Origin of the sequence: Pseudacidovorax intermedius, assembly GCF_003350475.1 — a bacterium.
GTDB lineage: Bacteria > Pseudomonadota > Gammaproteobacteria > Burkholderiales > Burkholderiaceae_C > Xenophilus > Xenophilus intermedius.
This window is the reverse complement of sequence record NZ_QQAV01000001.1, coordinates 606,530-624,133: the sequence shown is the minus strand read 5'-3', so window position 1 is coordinate 624,133 and position 17,604 is coordinate 606,530. Positions and strand designations below refer to the sequence as shown.

Below are 17,604 nucleotides of genomic sequence, written 5' to 3'. Positions count from 1 at the left end.
GATTCAGCGGTGGATGGCGGTGACGGGCGCTTCGGCGCCGCGCACGTGGGCACGGTACATGCCCTCGGTGTTGAAGGGCAGGGCGAGGTTTCCATGACGGTCCACCGCGATCAGACCGCCGGTGCCGCCGAGGGCGGGCAGGCTCTGGTGGACCACGGCGTCCGCCGCCTCCGCCAGCGACTGGCCGGCGTAGCGCATGCGCGCGCACACGTCGTAGGCGGCGGCGGCGCGGATGAACATCTCGCCGCTGCCGGTGCAGGAGATGGCGGCATAGCGATCATCGGCATAGGTGCCGGCGCCGATCAGCGGCGAATCGCCGATGCGGCCCACGCGCTTGTTGGTCATGCCGCCGGTGGAGGTGGCGGCCGCCAGATGGCCATGGCGGTCGACGGCGACGGCGCCGACGGTGCCCATCTTGCGGTCCTCGTCCAGCGGCGTGCGCGCGGCGTCGGCGGCCGCGGCGCCGTCGTGGTCCAGCACCACGCGGCCGGCCGCGCGCACGCGCTCCAGCTGCTCGCGGCGCATGGGGGTGGAGAAGTACGTCGGGTCGACGGAGGCCAGGCCCCGCTCCTGCGCGAAGGCTTCGGCACCGGCGCCGGCCAGCAGCACATGGGTGCCATCCTCCATCACCGCACGCGCCGTGTGCACCGGATTGCGCAGCCGGCTCACGCCGGCGATGGCGCCCGCGCGCAGGTCGCGCCCGTCCATCACGGCGGCGTCCAGCTCGTGCGTGGCGGCATGGGTGAACACGGCGCCGTGGCCGGCGTTGAAGAGCGGGCAGTCCTCCAGCATCTGCACGGCCAGGCAGACGGCGTCGAGCGCGCTGCCGCCTTCCAGCAGCAGGGCCTGGGCGGCGGCGGCGATGTCGTGCAGCGCCTGGTGGTAGCCGCGGGCGTCGTCGGCGCTCAGGCTGGCGGCCGTGATGGTGCCGGCGCCGCCGTGCAGCGCGAGGGCGGGAAGGGTCATGCGGAAAGGTCCTTGGGGTCGACGCCGCGGCGGCCGGTGCGGGTGTTCCAGATCCAGGGCGCGATGGCCTCGGCCGTGCCGCGAACGGCCTGCAGCGCCTCGCGGCTCTGCAGCGACAGGGCAATGATCAGCGCCTCGATCAGCGCCAGGGCGCTGCTCTCGCAGTTGGCACGGAAGCGGCTGCGGGCCTGGGCGAAGAGAGCCACGTCGGCCAGCGGCGCCAGGGGCGATGCCGCATGGTCGGTGATGGCGAGCACCGGCGTGCCGCGAACGCGCGCCTGCTCGGCCAGCGCGACCGTGTCGGCCAGGTAGCGGGGAAAACTGATGGCCACCACCAGATCCCGCGGCGTGCTGCGGGCCAGTGCGCGGGCGGCATGGGTGGCGCCCGCGGCGCTGGCCAGCAGGCGCACGTCGTCGCAGTGGGTTTCCAGCCCGTGCTGCAGCAGCCCGCCGAGCCAGGCGCTGGCGCCGTAGCCGGCGATGTAGATGGTGCGGGCCTCGCGCAGCAGCGCCACGGCGGCCTCGCAGGCCTGGGGCGTCAGCGCCTGGCGGGTGCCTTCGATGTTCTGGCGGCACTCCTCCAACGCGCTGGAAAACGCATCCGCCGCGCTGGCCGGACCGGCTTCGACCTGGCTGCGCAACTGTTCGACCGGCGCCAGCAGCGCCTCGAAGCCGCGCACCAGCTCGGCCCGGAAGGCCGGGTAGCCGTCGAAACCCAGCGCCCGCGCGAAGCGATTGGCGGTGGCCACCGACACGTCCGCACGCGCCGCCAGCTCGTCGATGGAGAGCGTGGCCACCTGCAGCGGCTGCGCCAGCACCACGTCCGCCACCTGCCGGTGCAGCCGGGACAGCTGCGGCCGCGCCTGCGCGATGCGCTGGGCGACGGAATGGGTGCCGTGGGGCGTGGGCGAGGCGTTGGTGGGAGCGAGCACGGAAATGGGGCGGATTTGAAAGCGAATTTACACGCTTGGTGCATCCGGAGAAAACTTTTGATCGTTTTCAAGTCTCGCAGCAAGGTCCGGGCCAGTGACCCAATCGCCTTCAATCCTTGGGTTCTGGTTGCCGAGCCTCCTCCCATCTTCCCAGCAGCGCCGGCCCCGTGAGCAGGACGCGCACGAAGTCCGCCTGGCGCCGCACGCCCACCTTGGCCGATGCAGCCTTGAACTGGGTGCGCACGGTGTGGACGGACACGTCACGGCTGTCGGCATATTCCTGGGGCGACAGGCCGTTGATCAGGGCCTGCGCGAGCTGTGCCTCGGCGAGCGTCAGGCCGTAGACGCTCTGCAAAGCGGGCCTCAAGCCCGTGAGTGCGAGCGAGGGCGCGCTGATGAAGACGGCCGCCGCAGCCTGCTCGCCGAAGGGCGCCCGCCAAGCCGGCAGCGGCGCGACCAGCAGGTGCAGACGGGCGCCGGCCAGGCCGTCGAGCCGCAGGCCGGTGCCTGCCGAGGTGCCCTGCCCCTGACCGGTGGCCACGGCCTCGCGGATGGCGCGCTGCAGGCGCGCATCCGGTCCGGGCGCAGTGGCGCCCAGCCGCGCGCCATGGCGAAACTGGAGCAGGCCACCCTGGGCCGCCAGCGTGCGGGCGCGCCGGGTGGCGTGCAGCACTGTGGCTTCGGCGTCCAGCAGCACCACGCCCAGCGGCAGGCCTTCGAGCACCTGCAGGGACGCCTGGGCCAGCGCCTCCGCCCGGCACAGGCGCCGGTGCAGGGCGAAGGCCGTGGTCAGGTGCGGCAGCAGGCGCCGCAACAACTGCAGTTCGTCCGGCCGGTAGGGCCCGACGGAGCGGCTGCGCAGCAGCGTCAGGTTGAAGGCGCGGTCCGCTGCCTGCTGGACCATGGCGACGGCCGAATGAAACAGGTCCAGCGGCTGCAGCCAGCCGGCATACCACTCGGTGCGGGGCAGTTCGCGATCCGGGAAGACGTCGGAGGAGCTGGCGACCACGCTGCCTTCGACGCGTGGTGCGTGCTGCATCCACACGTTGCAGTGGCTGTAGTGCTGCTTGAAGCTGTCGATCGCCGCGGCCGCCGCGCCGTGGAAGGCGTCGATGGCCCCCACGCCGCCCAGGTAGCCGCCCAGCGCGAAGTCGTGGGCCCACACGGCACTGCCCTGCGACTGCATGGCGCGCTCCAACTGCGGTAGCAGCTCCCGCTCCCACAGGCTGGCATCCAGGGCCGCTTCGTAGATGCGGCCGACCAGGTGGCTCATGACGGCATCGGCGGCGTCCATGGTTGTGCTTTCCCCTCGTTTTGTGTCTTTGTGTGCCGAGCTGTGGCCGCCGGCTCCCACGTTCATGGGAGCGCACGCCCCAGTCACCAATTCTGGCGATGTCCCGCGCGGACCGAATCCCTAAAAAGGCCGAGCCCGCCGGCAGGCCACCTCCGCGGCCTCGCGGCATCACCAACCGTTCATTCAATGAGGAGCCGATCCATGGGTGTGACCCCGTCCGAATTCCCTTCCTTTGTCCGCCGGCCCGTGTGGCTGGCCTCGACCGCTCTGGTCTGCGCGCTGTCCGCCTGCGGCGGCGGCGGCGGAGGCGGGGGTGGCTTCGCGCTGCTGCCCACCAGTTCGGGCAATGGCGCGGCGCCGGCACCGGCCCCTGCGCCAGCCCCGGCGGCCACCGTCCTCACGGGCGTGGCGGCCACCGGCGCCCCCTTCGCAGGTGCCGTCGTCCGGGTGACCGATGCGGGCGGCCAGGTGGTTTGTTCGACCGAGACCCAGGCCCAGGGCGGCTACAGCTGCGTGCTGCCGGCGGGTACGCAGGCGCCGCTGCTGGTGCGCGTCTCGCGCGACGACGAGGTGCTCTACAGCGCGGCGGTGAAGGTCGAAGGCACGGCCAACGTCACGCCGCTGACCACGGTCGTGGTCTCGCGCCTGGCACCCGACGGCAACCCGGACAGCCTGACGGCCAGCCCGGCGCCGATCACGGCCGAGGCCCTGGCCCGCCAGGTCGCCCAGCTCAACGCGGCGCTGCAGCCCGTGCTGGTCGCGCTGGGCGTGAGCGCCGCCAATCCGCTGACCGACACGCTGGTGGCCGATGGCACGGGGCAGGACAAGCTGCTCGACGCGCTCAGTGTCAGCAGCCGCGCCGACGGCACGGCCGCGAACATCGAGATCACGGTCAAGACCGCCGACGGCACGCCGGTGGCGATCAGCTTCCGCAGCAGCGACGCGGAGATACCCGCGCTGCCCGGCAATGTGCAGGTGGCGCAGCTGCCGCCGCCCGACGTGGTGGCTGCGCTGATGCAACGAATCACGGCCTGCTACGCCCTGCCGCTGACCCAGCGCGTGGGCACGGCCTCCAGCGATAGCGGCGCGGCCGTGGGCGGTCCGGCCGACGTGGTGGCGCCGGCCTGCCGGCAGCTGTTCCTGAGCGACGACCCGTCCACCTACTACCAGAGCGGCCAGCGCGTGGGCCGCAACGCGAACAACAACGGCGCCTGGGCCAGCCTGTTCCGTGGCGGCGCAACCGGCCTGACCTTCGGCCGGGGCAGCGTGGCGTTCGCGCGGGGCAACGGGGACCTGGTGCTGAGCTACCGCTGGGAAGACGCCCAGGGCAACAGCGATTTCGACACGCTGGCGGCACGCAATGTGGATGGCACGCTCAAGCTGGTGGGCAACGGCTACGACTACGCAGCCAGCGTCACACCCTACGCGCAGCACCGCGACCTGCTCAATTCGCCGGCCTACAGCTCCTACGGCACGGGCTACGACATCAACATCAACAACCGCACCGACGGCAGCGGCAATCCGGTCTTCAGCCGGGTCGAGGTGCTCACGCCCAGCGGCAAGACGCTGACCTATGTGCCGCAGGCTGGCCTGTCCTTCCTGGTGATCCAGCGGGGCAATGGCACGCCCACCGGCACTTCGGTGCTGCGGGTGCGGGGCGAGTACGCCTCCAGCACCACGGCCGGCAATCCCGCCGACCGGGAGTCCAGCCTGTTCTTCACCAACCCACAGGCGAGCGAGGAGGAGATCCGTGCCTATGGCAACCAGGGCCGCTGGACGCTGACCTTCTTCCATGCCGACACCAGCAAGCCGTCGGTGGAGCAGAGCTACCGCACCCTGTCGCGCGCCCTGACCATCGGCGAGTTGCGCCAACTGCCGATGCCCTCGCTGCCCGACAGCAGCCGCGCGGAGCTGATCGCCGAGACGGCCGCGACCGGCTACGTCCTGTTCGGCGCGCCCTCGCAGAACGAGCGCAACGTGGTGGACCTCAGTGCCACCGGCGGCACCGATGGCTGGATCGTGCCTGCCGGCGCGCTGGCGCCGACTTCGATCACCGTCTACGGCTATGCGCCCTTCGGCAGCACCGTCGCCGGCCAGCAAGGCAACCGCTTCAACGACAGCGCCACGGTGCGCAGCACCCAGCGCACGGTGGTGATCGGCTGCTCGTCCCAGTCGGTCGGCGACAAGCACTGCGATGCGGGCGATCCCACGCAATATGCGCAGGGCACCACCATCAACAGCCTGCAGTTCTATGCGCGCAACGCACGGCAGGTGGGTGTGAGCAAGCTGATCGGGCTTTACAAGCTGCAGTGAGGCGGGTTGCCCGCCGAGCGGGCGGCGGGGCGCGCTGGTCTGGCGGCGCGTCCGCGTCCCGATGCGCGGCGCCGAGGCAGCCGCCGGGCCGGGGCTTCAGCGCCCGTCGGCCTCGTCCTCGCTGGGCGGTGCGCACATGGCGCGCGCCGCCACCTCCGCCGAGAAGCCCCGCGCCATCAGGAAGCGCATCTGCCGGCCCCGCTCGCGCGCGTCGGCCGGGGGGTCGCCGAAGCGCCGCAGCCACAGGGCGCGGGCGCGTTCGGGCTCGGATTCCTTCAGCCCGGCCAGCGCGTGGGCGGCGGCCTCGGCGTCCACTCCCTTGGCGGCGAGTTCCTGGCGTAGGCGGCTGGCGCCCAGCCGCCCGGCGCGCTGGTGCAGCAGCGAATCGATCACCCGCTGCTCGTCGATGAAGCCGCGCGCCTGCAACTCGTCGAGCACCCGGGCCAGCTCGCCCGGTTCGGCCTCGTGCGCGGCCAGCTTGCGCTCCAGTTCCAGCCGTGAATGCTCGCGACGGCTGAGCAGCTGCAGGGCGCGTCCCTTGAGCGACAGCGTTGGCCGCCGGCGCGCGGGCGCAGCCTCCGCGTCGGCCGCGCCGTCCGTGGCCGGTGCCCGCGGGCCGCGGGCCTGGCGCGGGCCGGCAGTGCGGTCGGGCGGCGCGTCGTCCTGCGGGGCGCGCCCGTCCGGGGCGCGGGGGCGCCCGGACGCCCTCCACATGCCGGATTACTCCGCGTCGGGCGCGTCCACCACGCCGCCGGTGGGCAGCAGGCTGATGCCCAGGCTGTCGCGCACCTTGTTCTCGATCTCCACGGCCAGGGCCGGGTTCTCGCGCAGGAACTCGCGGGCGTTGTCACGGCCCTGGCCGATCTTCTCGCCGTTGTAGGCATACCAGGCGCCGGACTTCTCGATCACGCGCGCCGTGACGCCCATGTCGATGATCTCGCCCTCGCGGCTGATGCCCTCGCCGAAGAGGATGTCGAACTCGGCCGTCTTGAAGGGCGGGCTCACCTTGTTCTTCACCACCTTGACCTTGGTCTCGTTGCCGATGGCCTCGTCGCCCTTCTTGATGGTGCCGGTGCGGCGGATGTCCAGACGCACCGAGGCGTAGAACTTCAGCGCGTTGCCGCCGGTGGTGGTCTCGGGGCTGCCGAACATCACGCCGATCTTCATGCGGATCTGGTTGATGAAGATGACCATGCAGTTGGTCTTCTTGATGGTGGCGGTGAGCTTGCGCAGCGCCTGGCTCATCAGGCGGGCCTGCAGGCCGGGCAGCGCGTCGCCCATCTCGCCCTCGATTTCGGCCTTGGGCGTGAGCGCGGCCACCGAGTCGATGACGATCAGGTCCACGGCGCCCGAGCGCACCAGGCTGTCGACGATCTCGAGCGCCTGCTCGCCGGTGTCGGGCTGGCTGATGAGCATGTCCGACAGGTTCACGCCCAGCTTCTGGGCGTAGCCGGTGTCCAGCGCATGCTCGGCGTCGATGAAGGCGCAGGTGCCGCCCTGCTTCTGCATCTCGGCGATGACCTGCAGCGTCAGCGTGGTCTTGCCGGACGATTCCGGGCCGTAGATCTCGATCACGCGGCCGCGCGGCAGGCCGCCGACGCCCAGCGCGATGTCCAGGCCCAGCGAGCCGGTGGAGACGACCTGGATGTCCTCGATCTTCTCGCCCTCGCCCAGGCGCATGATGGTGCCCTTGCCGAACTGCTTTTCGATCTGGGCCAGTGCGGCCTGCAGGGCCTTGGCCTTTTCGCTGTTGGCGGCCTTGACGGGTGCGTCCATGAGTGACTCCTTGAGGTGTGGATGGGTGCCTGTCTTGATCTACAGGCTGGATGCTTGAACAGTAGTGTAGGGGGCAGTATCTTTCTGCCAAGCCATTTTTTCGTCAGTTTGGCTTACTATCGGACATGGACCTTCCAGAGCCAAAGGACGACGACTGGCGCCAGACCCACCTGGGCCGCCTGCTGGGCCATGCCATGCGGCGTTTCGACGCGCGCGTCTACGAGCTGATGGCCCATGACGTGGAGGTGCCGCTGGCGCTGTCCAACCTGGCGGCGCGCCAGCAGGTGACGGCGGCGCACATCCACATCACCCGCCACCTGGCGCGCGGCGGCTCGCGGCTGGGTGAGCTGGCCGAGTCGGCCGGCATGACCAAGCAGGCCATGGGCGCGCTGGTGGACCAGTGCGAGGCCTGGGGCCTGGTGCGGCGCGAGGCCGATCCGCTGGACGCGCGGGCCCGGCGCATCGTCTTCACTGCCGATGGCCTGGCCTGGCTGGAAGCCTTCCGCCGCTGCGTCGCGCGGGCCGAGGCCGAGTTCCGCGCCAGCGTGGGCGAGGAGGTCGCGACCGTGGTTGCCCTGGGGCTCGAAGCCTATTGCGGCTCCTAGAATCCGCCACCCTCCAGAGAGCCCCCATGCGCATCCTCATCGCCGAAGACGACCAGGTGCTTGCCGATGCCCTGCTGCGCAGCCTGCGCACCTCGGGCGCGGCCGTCGACCATGTGGCCACCGGCCCGCAGGCCGATGCGGCGCTCATGACCAACAACGAGTTCGACCTGCTCATCCTCGACCTGGGCCTGCCCAAGCTGCATGGGCTGGAGGTGCTCAAGCGCCTGCGGGCGCGCGGCTCGCAGGTGCCGGTGCTGGTGCTCACCGCCGCCGACTCGGTGGAGGAGCGCGTCAAGGGCCTGGACCATGGTGCCGACGACTACATGGCCAAGCCCTTCTCGCTCCAGGAGCTGGAGGCGCGGGTGCGCGCCCTCACGCGCCGCGGCATGGGCGCCACCAGCAATGCCATCCGGCACGGGCCGCTGGTCTACGACCAGGCCGGCCGCGTGGCCACCATCGACGGCAAGATGGTCGAGCTGTCCGCGCGCGAACTCGGCCTGCTGGAGGTGCTGCTGCAGCGCGCCGGCCGCCTGGTCAGCAAGGACCAGCTGGTGGAGCACCTGTGCGAATGGGGCGAAGAGGTGAGCTTCAACGCCATCGAGGTCTACGTCCACCGCCTGCGCAAGAAGATCGAGAAGGGCCCGATCCGCATCGCCACCGTGCGCGGGCTGGGCTACTGCCTGGAAAAGATCGACGGCTGATGCGGGCTGCACCGACAGGCGCCTGCCGCCTGCGTCGCACGCCGTCGGCCGCCGTGTCGCCCTTGGCCCGACCGGCGGGAACGCCATCCTTCGACACCCCGGCATGAAGCTCTTCCAGCGCGCCCAGAACTCCCTCTTCGGCGAGATCCTCGATTCGCTGCTGGCGCCGGCCATCGTGCTCATCCTGCTGAGCATTGGCCTGACCTGGCTGGTGGCGCAGGGCATCGCCAACGCGCCCTACGATCGCGCCCTGGCCCACGGCGTGCGGCTGATCGCGGCCGAAGCCGCACGCGCCGCCGCCCAGGGCCGCGCGCCCGACGTGCCGCCGCTGGTCACCGAGGTGCTGCGCGGCAGCGAAGACGACCGCGTCTGGTTCCAGGTGCTGGATGCCCAGGGCCGGCGGCTGGCCGGCACCGGCGGTTTGCCCGGGCCGCACCTGGCCCAGACGCCCGTGCCCGGCGTGGTCTACATCGACGACGGCCAGATGCAGGGCCGCGAAGTGCGCATCGCCCACCTGTGGGTGCGTCCGGGCGCGGCCGGCCTGGCACTCACCGGCCGCGTCGCGCTGGCCACCGAAGGTTCGTCGGACCTGCCGGAGACCATCACCGAGCCCGGGGACGCGGACAGCGCCGGCCTGCTGCTGGTGCAACTGGCCGAGACCCGCGCGCGCCAGGCCGCGCATGCGCGCGAGATCATCACCGGCGTGCTGTTGCCCCAGTTCGCGCTGGTGCCGCTGGGCGTCATGCTGCTGTGGATCGCACTGGCCCGCGGCATCAAGCCGCTGTCGGTGGTGGAGGACCGCATCCGCGAACGGGAGCCCGACGACCTGCGGCCCATCGACGCCACTTCCATTCCGCTGGAGGTGGCCCCGTTGGTGTCCTCGCTCAACGAGCTGCTGACCAAGCTGCACGACTCCATCGGCACGCAGAAGCGCTTCCTGGCCGACGCGGCCCATCAGCTCAAGACGCCGCTGGCCGGCCTGCGCATGCAGGCCGACCTGGCCCAGCGCGAGGGTGCCAATGCCGACGAGCTCAAGCAGTCGCTCAAGCAGATCGGCCGTGCCAGCATGCGCGCCACGCACACCGTCAACCAGCTGCTGGCCCTGGCCCGGGCCGAGGGCGGTGCCGGCGTGCTGGCGCGCCAGCCCTGCGACCTGGCGCGCTTGACCATCGATGCCGTGCGCGAGTTGCTGCCGCGCGCCATGGACAAGTCATTGGACCTGGGCTACGACGGCGCGCAGCCGGGCGCGGCCGGCGTGACGCTGCCGGGCAACCCCACCCTGCTGCGCGAGCTGATCCGCAACCTGCTGGACAACGCCATCAACTACACGAGTTCCACGCCGGGGCGCCCCGGCGTGATCACGGCGCGCGTACTGGCCGACCCCTTCGGCCATGTGCTGCTGCTGCAGGTGGAGGACAACGGCCCGGGCATCCCCGAGGCCGAGCGCGAGCTGGTGTTCGAGCCCTTCTACCGCGTGCTGGGCAACGAGGCGGACGGCTCCGGCCTGGGCCTGCCGATCGTGCGAGAGATCGCGGGCCAGCACCGGGCGCAGGTGCTGCTGCAGGAGGCGCATCCGGGGCAGCATCCGCCCGGCACGCGCTTCACCGTGCGCTTCGACACAGAGCCCCCGGAGGGCTGACGCTTGGCCCGCTCAGCGCGCTGGCGAGGAGCTGGCGGGTTCGGGGGCCGGGGCGGCCGGCGCATCGGCCGGTGCGGGGCGCACCTCCAGCAGCTCGGGGCGGATCTGCGTGTTGAGCCGCTGGGGCTCGCGCTCGCGCAGGCTGGCAGGCACCAGGCCGAAGCCGGCCAGGTCGCCACGCGCCCACAGGAAGTAGCCGGCATTGGCCAGCACGAGGGCGATGACGAACAGGCGCAGGAGCATGGGCTGCTCAGAAGGCCTGGCCCAAGGGCCGCACGCTGACCTCGGCGCTATCGACCAGCCGCAGGCCGGCAGTGGTGGCGATGCGCAGTTCTCCGTCGGGCGCCACGCCCTCACAGCGGCCGGCGGTGCCGTCGCTCAGGTGCACATCGCGGCCCAGCAGCGCGTCGCGCGCCGCGAAACGCGGAGCAACGGGTGCGAAGCCCTCGTCGGCGAAGCGCAGGACCTCGGCGAGCAGCGCTGGCGCCACGGCCAGCAGCACGCTGGCCGGTTCGGCCTGCGGCGCCCACTGGCGCACCCAGGCCGGCGGCGTGCGCATGGCGTCGGCGGGCCGCGGGCCGATGTTGATGCCGATGCCGATCACCACCTGGCGCGGCGCCGCCGTCGCGTGGCCGGTGGAGGCGGTCTCGATCAGGATGCCGGCCAGCTTGCGGTCCTGAACCCACAGGTCGTTGGGCCACTTGATCTGCACGCCGGCGTTGCCCAGCGGGTCCAGCGATTCGGCTGCGCTCACGCCCACCGCCAGGGACAGCCCCGACCAGCTGCGGGGCGCCAGCGGCAGGGAGAGGGAGAACATCAGCGAGGCGGCGCGCTCCTGGGGCACGCCACCTTCCCACTGCCGTCCCAGGCGTCCGCGGCCGGCCGTCTGGCGCTCGGCCACCAGCAGCACGGCGCGGGTGTCGCCGGCACGGGCGCGGCGCATGAGCTCGGTGTTGGTGGAGGCTATCTCGTCCACCACCTCGACGCGCAGGCTGGGCAGCTGCGCGGCCAGGGCCTGCTGCAGCGCGTCGACGGGCCAGACCTGCGACATGGCGGCCATCAGGCCTTGTCCTTCGCCTTCTTCTTGCGGGGCTTGGCCCCGGTGTCGGCCTTGCCGCCCGCCTTCTTGCCCGACTTGGCGGACTTCTCCGCCTTGCCCGCCTTCTTGCCGGACCCGGCCTTCTTGGCCTTCTTCGCTTTCTTCTTCTTGCCGCCCTTGCCCGGCACGGCCTCGGCGTCCTCCGGCGGCGCCAGCAGCGTGCCGCGGCATTGCGGCGAGCCGCACCAGCAGGGGAAGTCGGCCAACAGCTCGGGCGTGTACGGCGAGTCGATCACCAGGCCATAGTCGTAGTTGAGCTCTTCGCCCGCGGCGATGTCGCGCAGGGCACGGATGAATACGCGGCCGTCCTCGACCTCGGTCTCGCAGTTGGGCCCGCAGGAGTGGTTGATCCACTTGGCCGAGTTGCCGTGCACCTTCCCGTCGATCACATGCTTGTCATCGATGTGGAAGTAGAAGGTGTGGTTGGGCTGGGCCGGGTCGTGCGGATGGCGTCGCAGCGCCTCGGTCCAGCTGATCACCTCGCCGGTGTACTCGATCACCAGCTCGCCGGCCGCGATGTCCTGCGTCGCGAACACCCCCTTGCCATGCACGCCGGAGCGCCGGGTCTGGATGCGGCGGCCGGCAGAGGGTGCGGGCGAAGAAGGGGATTTGGAGGGCATCGCCGAGTTCTGATAGCTTGAGATGTGCACATGTGCGCGCATGCGCACGTGCGCGAGAGGCGCAGAGTATAGAGAGCCGTCCGGCGCGTCGCCGGCCGCCGCCGCCCGTCGTGGGCGCCGGGGTTTTGTCCCCGAAGGTGCCGGTCCGTCCGGGCCCCCGGCGGCTCTTGCCCATGAGAGATTTCCAGATGACGAAGACCTTGGTGATAGCGGAAAAGCCGTCGGTGGCGCAGGACATCGTGCGCGCGCTCACGCCCGTGTCCGGCAAGTTCGACAAGCACGACGAGCATTTCGAGAACGACAACTACGTCGTGACCAGCGCCGTGGGCCACCTGGTGGAGATCCAGGCCCCCGAGCAGTACGACGTCAAGCGCGGCAAGTGGAGCTTTGCGCACCTGCCGGTGATCCCGCCGCACTTCGACCTCAAGCCCGTGGACAAGACCAAGGGCCGCCTGAACGCCGTGGTGCGCCTGGCGCGCCGCAAGGACGTCACGCAACTGGTCAACGCCTGCGACGCGGGCCGCGAGGGCGAGCTGATCTTCCGCCTGATCGAGCAGTACGCCGGCGGCGCCAAGCCACTGGGCAAGCCGATCCGCCGGCTCTGGCTGCAGTCGATGACGCCGCAGGCCATCCGCGACGGCTTCGACCGCCTGCGCTCCGAGCGCGAGATGCAGGGCCTGGCCGATGCCGCCCGCTCGCGCTCCGAGGCCGACTGGCTGGTGGGCATCAACGGCACGCGGGCCATGACGGCCTTCAACTCGCGCGACGGCGGCTTCTTCCTGACCACCGTCGGCCGGGTGCAGACGCCCACGCTGTCCATCGTGGTCGAGCGCGAGGAGCAGATCCGCAAGTTCGTCAGCCGCGACTACTGGGAGATCCACGCGGTCTTCCAGGCGCAGGCCGGCCAGTACCCGGGCAAGTATTTCGACCCGGCCTGGAAGAAGGCCAACGCCCCGCTGCTTCCCAATGGCGAACCCGACCCCGAGCAGCGCGCCGACCGCCTGTGGACCGCGGCCGAGGCCCGTGCCATCGCCGAGGCGGTGCGCGGCCGGCCCGCCACCGTCACGGAAGAGAGCAAGCCCACCACCCAGGCCAGCCCGCTGCTGTTCGACCTCACTTCGCTGCAGCGCGAGGCCAACAGCCGCTTCGGCTTCTCGGCCAAGACCACGCTGGCGCTGGCCCAGTCGCTGTACGAGCGGCACAAGGCGCTGACCTATCCGCGGACCGACTCGCGCGCCCTGCCCGAGGACTACCTGCCCGTGGTGAAGGACACCCTGGGCATGCTCGCCAACAGCGGCATGCGTCACCTGGCGCCCTTCGCGCAGCAGGCCATCGACCAGAACTACGTCAAGCCCACTAAGCGCGTCTTCGACAACGCCAAGGTGTCGGACCACTTCGCCATCATTCCCACGCTGCAGGCGCCCAGCGGCCTGTCGGACGCCGAGCAGAAGCTCTACGACTTCGTGGTGCGGCGCTTCCTGTCGGTGTTCTTTCCGAGCGCCGAATTCCAGGTCACGACGCGCATCAGCACCGTCGAGGCAGCGGGCAAGAAGCACAGCTTCCGCTCCGACGGCAAGGTGCTGGTCAAGCCGGGCTGGCTCGCCATCTACGGCAAGGAAGCCGCCACCGACGACGACAAGGACGGCAAGACGCTGGTGCCCGTCAAGCCCGGCGAGCAGGTGAACACCGAGAGCGCCGAGGTCAAGGCCCTCAAGACCCGCCCGCCCGCGCGCTATAGCGAAGCCACGCTGCTGGGCGCCATGGAAGGCGCCGGCAAGCTGGTGGACGACGACGAGCTGCGCGAGGCCATGCAGGAGAAGGGCCTGGGCACGCCCGCCACCCGCGCCGCCATCATCGAAGGCCTGCTCAACGAGAAGTACATGCTGCGCGAGGGCCGCGAGCTGATCCCCACCGCCAAGGCCTTCCAGCTGATGACGCTGCTGCGCGGGCTGGGCGTGGAGGAGCTCTCCAAGCCCGAGCTGACTGGCGAGTGGGAGCACAAGCTGGCGCAGATGGAGCAGGGCCACCTGAGCCGCGACGAGTTCATGCGCCAGATCGCGGGCATGACCGAGCACATCGTGCGCAAGGCCAAGGAATACGACCGCGACACCGTGCCCGGCGACTACGCCACGCTGGCCGCGCCGTGCCCCAACTGCGGCGGCATCGTGCGCGAGAACTACCGGCGCTTCGCCTGCACCGGCAAGTCGGGCAGCGGCCAGGACGCCTGCGGCTTCTCCTTCACCAAGTCGCCGGCCGGCCGCACTTTCGAGCTGGCCGAGGCCGAGCAGCTGGTGCGGGACAAGCACATCGGCCCGCTGGAAGGCTTCCGCTCCAAGGCCGGCTGGCCCTTCGTGGCCGAGATTGTGCTCAAGCACAGCGACGAGGACCACAACTGGAAGCTGGAGTTCGACTTCGGCGACGACGGCAAGGACCCGGCCGAGACGGGCGAGATCATCGACTTCGGCGCCGCGCCCTCGCTGGGCCCTTGCCCCAAGTGCGGTGCGGGTGTGCACGAGCTGGGCGCCAACTATGTGTGCGAGCGTTCGGTGCCCACGGCCGACCATCCCACGCCCAGCTGCGACTTCAAGACCGGCAAGGTGATCCTGCAGCAGCCGGTGGAGGAGGAGCAGATGCGCAAGCTGCTGGCCACCGGCAAGACGGACCTGCTCGACAAGTTCGTCAGCATGCGCACGCGCCGGTCCTTCAAGGCCTTCCTGGCATGGAATGCGGAAGAGGGCAAGGTGACGTTCGAGTTCGAGCCGCGCGCCTCCAAGTTCCCGCCGCGCAAGACGGCATCGGCCGCGCCGGCCCGAGTGCCGGCTGCCAAGAAGGCGGCTGCAAAGAGTGCGACGAAGACCGCCGCCAAGGCCCCGGCGGCCAAGAAGGCGGCGGCCCCCAAGGCCCCGCGCAAGACCAGCGCCGCCGCGGGGCGTCAGCCCAGTGCGGCGCTCGCGGCGGTGATCGGGCCGGAGCCGGTGGCGCGGCCCGAGGTGATCAAGAAGCTGTGGGACTACATCAAGGCCAACGGCCTGCAGGACGCCAAGGACAAGCGCGCCATCAACGCCGACGACAAGCTGCGTCCGCTGTTCGGTCGTGACCAGGTGTCGATGTTCGACCTGGCGGGGATCGTGGGCAAGAACCTGGAAGGCTGAGGTTCGTGTTGCGGGGCTCGCATCCCGGTCTGCCCGGGGCGGGTTCTCGACGGCGCAAGTCTTGAGCTTTGGATCGGGGTTCGCAGTTCGTGGTTCGCGTAGCGCAGTGCGGCGCGGCGTGCGTTGCGTGCGTGGGCGTGCGTGTCCTGCGTTGCGTGGCCGGGCGGGAGGCGCGAGTGGGAGGGGCGCTAACCCGGCAGAGGACGCCGGCATGCGCGCTCCCGGTGCACGCTCGCGCCGACCGGCTTGTTGCACGGGACGGGTGCTCGCTCTCCGCCGACGTGCTTGGGGCACTGCACGGCGCCGCGAATGGCACCTCCGCACGCACACCGGCATCCTCCGCCTCGACGCTGCGCCTGAACGGCCGCGATTGCGCCCCGCCCCGAATCCGTTCGTCCTGAGCCTGTCGAAGGGCAAAGCGGCGCGCGATGCAAAGGCCGAGTCGTCCTGGCCAGCGTCATCACAACCCTGACGCTCGAGGCTTCGACAGGCTCAGCCCGAACGGTCTGGGGTCGACTGGCCCTCCATTACGACCCGCGAGGACTCCGCGGCCTTACGGTCGCACGGTCCCACGGTCCCACGGTCCCACGGTCCCACGGTCCCACGGTCCCACGGTCCCACGGTCCCACGGTCCCACGGTCCCACGGTCGTGCGGCCTGAAAAGGGGAGGGCTCGAGCGCAGCGTCGAGGCGGAGGATGCCGGTGTGCGTGCGGAGGTGCCATTCGCGGCGCCGTGCAGTGCGGAAGGCGCGTCGGTGGAGAGCGAGCACCCGTCCTGTGCAGCAAGTCGGTCAGCGCGAGCGTGCACCGGGAGCGCGCATGCCGGCGTCCTCTGCCGGGTTAGCGCCCGCGCCACTCGCACCACTCGCACCAACCCGCATCAACCGCACCGCACCGTACATGCGGCCGATGCCCAGCCCCTCAGTCCCGCCGCAACAACGCCTGCCGCAGCAGCCGCGAAGCGCGGTCGCGGATGCGCCCCGGCATCTGCCGCAGCGGCCGGTGCGGCTGCACCCGCGCGGTGGCGCAGGCCCACAGGAAGTCGTGCAGGATCGGCGTGTCGTTGATCGTGTCCGTGCCGCCGTACTTGTGGAACTCCGGGTGCCACTGCGTCGCCGCGATGTAGCTGTGGCTGCCCTGGTTCGGTCGGCGGCGGATCGCCTCGGGCACATGGTCGGGCAGGCTCCAGGCCTCCACTTCGAAGCCCGGGGCCAGATTCTTGATGCCCTGGTGGTGGATGCTGTTGACCCGCGCCTGGTCCACGCCCGGGTACATCTGCGCCAGGCGCGTGCCCGGCACGATCTCGATGCCGTGGAAGTTCTGGTCGTAGGTCACCGGATCGCGGTGGCGCAGCGTCTGCGGGTGGCCGTGCTGCTCCTCGATGTCCTGGTAGAGCGAGCCGCCGAAGGCCACGTTGATCAGCTGCAGCCCGCGGCAGACGCCGAAGATCGGCTTGCCTGCCTGCTCGAAGGCCTCCACCAGCGCCAGGTCGTACAGGTCGCGGATGCGGTCGCCGATCCAGGCTTCCTTCAGGGGCTCCTCGCCGTAGCTGCCGGGCCACACGTCGGCGCCGCCATGCATCACCACGCCGTCCAGCCATTCGGCGTAGTGCGCCAGGCTGGTGTCGCCGCGGGCGGTGTCGCCGGTGGGGCAGGGCACCATCACCACCATTGCGCCGGCCGACATCAGCCAGTGGCAGATCGACTGCTCCACATACTGCAGCGTCTTGTTTGTGAACAGCGAGCGCTTGGGGTCGGCATGCGAGAAGCAGGCCGACAGACCGATCTTGAGGCGGGCGGAGACGGGCGGGGCACCGCCGGACAGCGGCAACCAAGAGGCGCGAGACATCGCCGCATGGTGCGCGCAGGCCACGCCCGGGCGTGTCGGCCAAGGGCGCGTCTGGTCTGGGAAGGGCGCCAGCCCACCGACTGCGCCGCTACAATCCCGCGGTTTTGCACCGCGCGGGCTGTCCGCGCGTGGCGACATTCAAGCGTTGAGATCGTGGCGATCCGTTTGTGGGTCGCCACGCACCCCTGACAGTTTCGCGCCCGCCTTCTCCACGTACACAGGCTCGGGCGCCGGCAACGGCAGCCGGTTCGGGTACCGGCGTCCTGCCTCCGAGAGGACACACGACATGGCGAAGGAAGAGCTGATTGAAATGCAAGGGGCGGTCACCGAAGTGCTGCCCGACTCGCGCTACCGCGTGACGCTGGAAAACGGCCACGAGGTCATCGCGTACAGCGGCGGCAAGGTACGCAAGAACCACATCCGCATCATCCTGGGCGACAAGGTGTCGCTGGAGATGTCGCCCTACGACCTGAGCAAGGGCCGCATCACCTTCCGCCACCTCGAGCGCCGCGGCCCGCCGCCCGAAGGCTCCCGCCGCTGACCGAGGCGGCGCCTGCGCAGTGCCGCAGGGCTGGCCGACCCGGCGACCACGGCGACGGGCCTTCGCTGAAGCCTTCCTTCGGACGGCGCAAGGTCTTCGGGGCGCTCGCGCTTCATGG

Annotated in this window: 15 protein-coding genes; 6 read left to right on the top strand and 9 right to left on the bottom strand. The window is 70.9% G+C overall.

Annotated elements, in window-relative coordinates; all coding sequences use genetic code 11:
- Positions 1–3 precede the first annotated feature (3 nt).
- The 3 genes from DFR41_RS02720 to DFR41_RS02710 all read right to left on the bottom strand — a co-directional run bounded on the left by DFR41_RS02720 (position 4) and on the right by DFR41_RS02710 (position 3,192).
- Positions 4–966 carry an isoaspartyl peptidase/L-asparaginase family protein gene (locus tag DFR41_RS02720; RefSeq protein ID WP_114801608.1) on the bottom strand — a complete coding sequence of 321 codons (963 nt, stop codon included), beginning with the start codon at positions 964–966 and terminating at the stop codon, positions 4–6.
- A complete protein-coding gene (locus tag DFR41_RS02715) occupies positions 963–1,898 on the bottom strand; it encodes a MurR/RpiR family transcriptional regulator (RefSeq protein WP_114801607.1) in 936 nt (311 codons plus the stop codon). The genes DFR41_RS02720 and DFR41_RS02715 overlap by 4 nt, the downstream gene beginning before the upstream one ends.
- A 109-nt stretch (positions 1,899–2,007) precedes the next feature.
- A complete protein-coding gene (locus tag DFR41_RS02710; RefSeq protein WP_114801606.1) occupies positions 2,008–3,192 on the bottom strand; it encodes a helix-turn-helix transcriptional regulator in 1,185 nt (394 codons plus the stop codon).
- 201 nt (positions 3,193–3,393) lie between these two features.
- Between DFR41_RS02710 and DFR41_RS02705 the strand changes: the two genes are divergently transcribed.
- Complete coding sequence (locus DFR41_RS02705) at positions 3,394–5,505, top strand: carboxypeptidase regulatory-like domain-containing protein (protein ID WP_114801605.1); 2,112 nt, start codon at positions 3,394–3,396, stop codon at positions 5,503–5,505.
- Positions 5,506–5,601: 96 nt separating this feature from the next.
- On the opposite strand, the gene recX is transcribed toward DFR41_RS02705, so the two are convergent.
- Positions 5,602–6,054, bottom strand: coding sequence for a recombination regulator RecX (gene recX, locus DFR41_RS02700; RefSeq protein WP_114802162.1), 453 nt, complete (start codon positions 6,052–6,054; stop codon positions 5,602–5,604).
- A 171-nt stretch (positions 6,055–6,225) separates the two neighbouring features.
- Positions 6,226–7,281: a recombinase RecA gene (gene recA, locus DFR41_RS02695; protein WP_114801604.1), complete on the bottom strand. Its 1,056-nt coding sequence runs from the start codon at positions 7,279–7,281 to the stop codon at positions 6,226–6,228.
- Between the two features lie 125 nt (positions 7,282–7,406).
- Between recA and DFR41_RS02690 the strand changes: the two genes are divergently transcribed.
- The 3 genes from DFR41_RS02690 to DFR41_RS02680 all read left to right on the top strand — a co-directional run bounded on the left by DFR41_RS02690 (position 7,407) and on the right by DFR41_RS02680 (position 10,226).
- Complete coding sequence (locus tag DFR41_RS02690; protein WP_114801603.1) at positions 7,407–7,886, top strand: MarR family winged helix-turn-helix transcriptional regulator; 480 nt, start codon at positions 7,407–7,409, stop codon at positions 7,884–7,886.
- Positions 7,887–7,912: 26 nt separating this feature from the next.
- Positions 7,913–8,587 (top strand): response regulator transcription factor, encoded by a 675-nt coding sequence (locus tag DFR41_RS02685; protein WP_076507056.1) that lies wholly within the window; start codon positions 7,913–7,915, stop codon positions 8,585–8,587.
- 103 nt (positions 8,588–8,690) lie between these two features.
- Positions 8,691–10,226: a sensor histidine kinase gene (locus DFR41_RS02680; RefSeq protein ID WP_114801602.1), complete on the top strand. Its 1,536-nt coding sequence runs from the start codon at positions 8,691–8,693 to the stop codon at positions 10,224–10,226.
- A 12-nt stretch (positions 10,227–10,238) separates the two neighbouring features.
- Here the strand turns inward: DFR41_RS02680 and DFR41_RS02675 are convergent, their stop codons facing one another.
- The 3 genes from DFR41_RS02675 to DFR41_RS02665 are packed head-to-tail and all read right to left on the bottom strand — an operon-like array spanning position 10,239 to position 11,945.
- Positions 10,239–10,469 (bottom strand): sporulation protein, encoded by a 231-nt coding sequence (locus DFR41_RS02675; protein ID WP_114801601.1) that lies wholly within the window; start codon positions 10,467–10,469, stop codon positions 10,239–10,241.
- 7 nt (positions 10,470–10,476) lie between these two features.
- Positions 10,477–11,286, bottom strand: coding sequence for a biotin--[acetyl-CoA-carboxylase] ligase (locus tag DFR41_RS02670; RefSeq protein WP_425326677.1), 810 nt, complete (start codon positions 11,284–11,286; stop codon positions 10,477–10,479).
- On the bottom strand, positions 11,286–11,945 hold the full coding sequence (locus tag DFR41_RS02665) for an SET domain-containing protein (protein ID WP_114801600.1): 660 nt from the start codon (positions 11,943–11,945) through the stop codon (positions 11,286–11,288). The genes DFR41_RS02670 and DFR41_RS02665 overlap by 1 nt, the downstream gene beginning before the upstream one ends.
- A 188-nt stretch (positions 11,946–12,133) precedes the next feature.
- Between DFR41_RS02665 and DFR41_RS02660 the strand changes: the two genes are divergently transcribed.
- Positions 12,134–15,097 (top strand): DNA topoisomerase III, encoded by a 2,964-nt coding sequence (locus DFR41_RS02660; RefSeq protein WP_114801599.1) that lies wholly within the window; start codon positions 12,134–12,136, stop codon positions 15,095–15,097.
- A 921-nt stretch (positions 15,098–16,018) separates the two neighbouring features.
- On the opposite strand, the gene DFR41_RS02655 is transcribed toward DFR41_RS02660, so the two are convergent.
- Positions 16,019–16,945, bottom strand: a complete 927-nt coding sequence (locus DFR41_RS02655) for a gamma-glutamyl-gamma-aminobutyrate hydrolase family protein (RefSeq protein ID WP_114801598.1) — start codon at positions 16,943–16,945, stop codon at positions 16,019–16,021.
- A 286-nt stretch (positions 16,946–17,231) separates the two neighbouring features.
- On the opposite strand from DFR41_RS02655, the gene infA reads away from it, so the two are divergent.
- Complete coding sequence (infA, locus tag DFR41_RS02650; RefSeq protein WP_017757760.1) at positions 17,232–17,486, top strand: translation initiation factor IF-1; 255 nt, start codon at positions 17,232–17,234, stop codon at positions 17,484–17,486.
- Positions 17,487–17,604 lie beyond the last annotated feature (118 nt).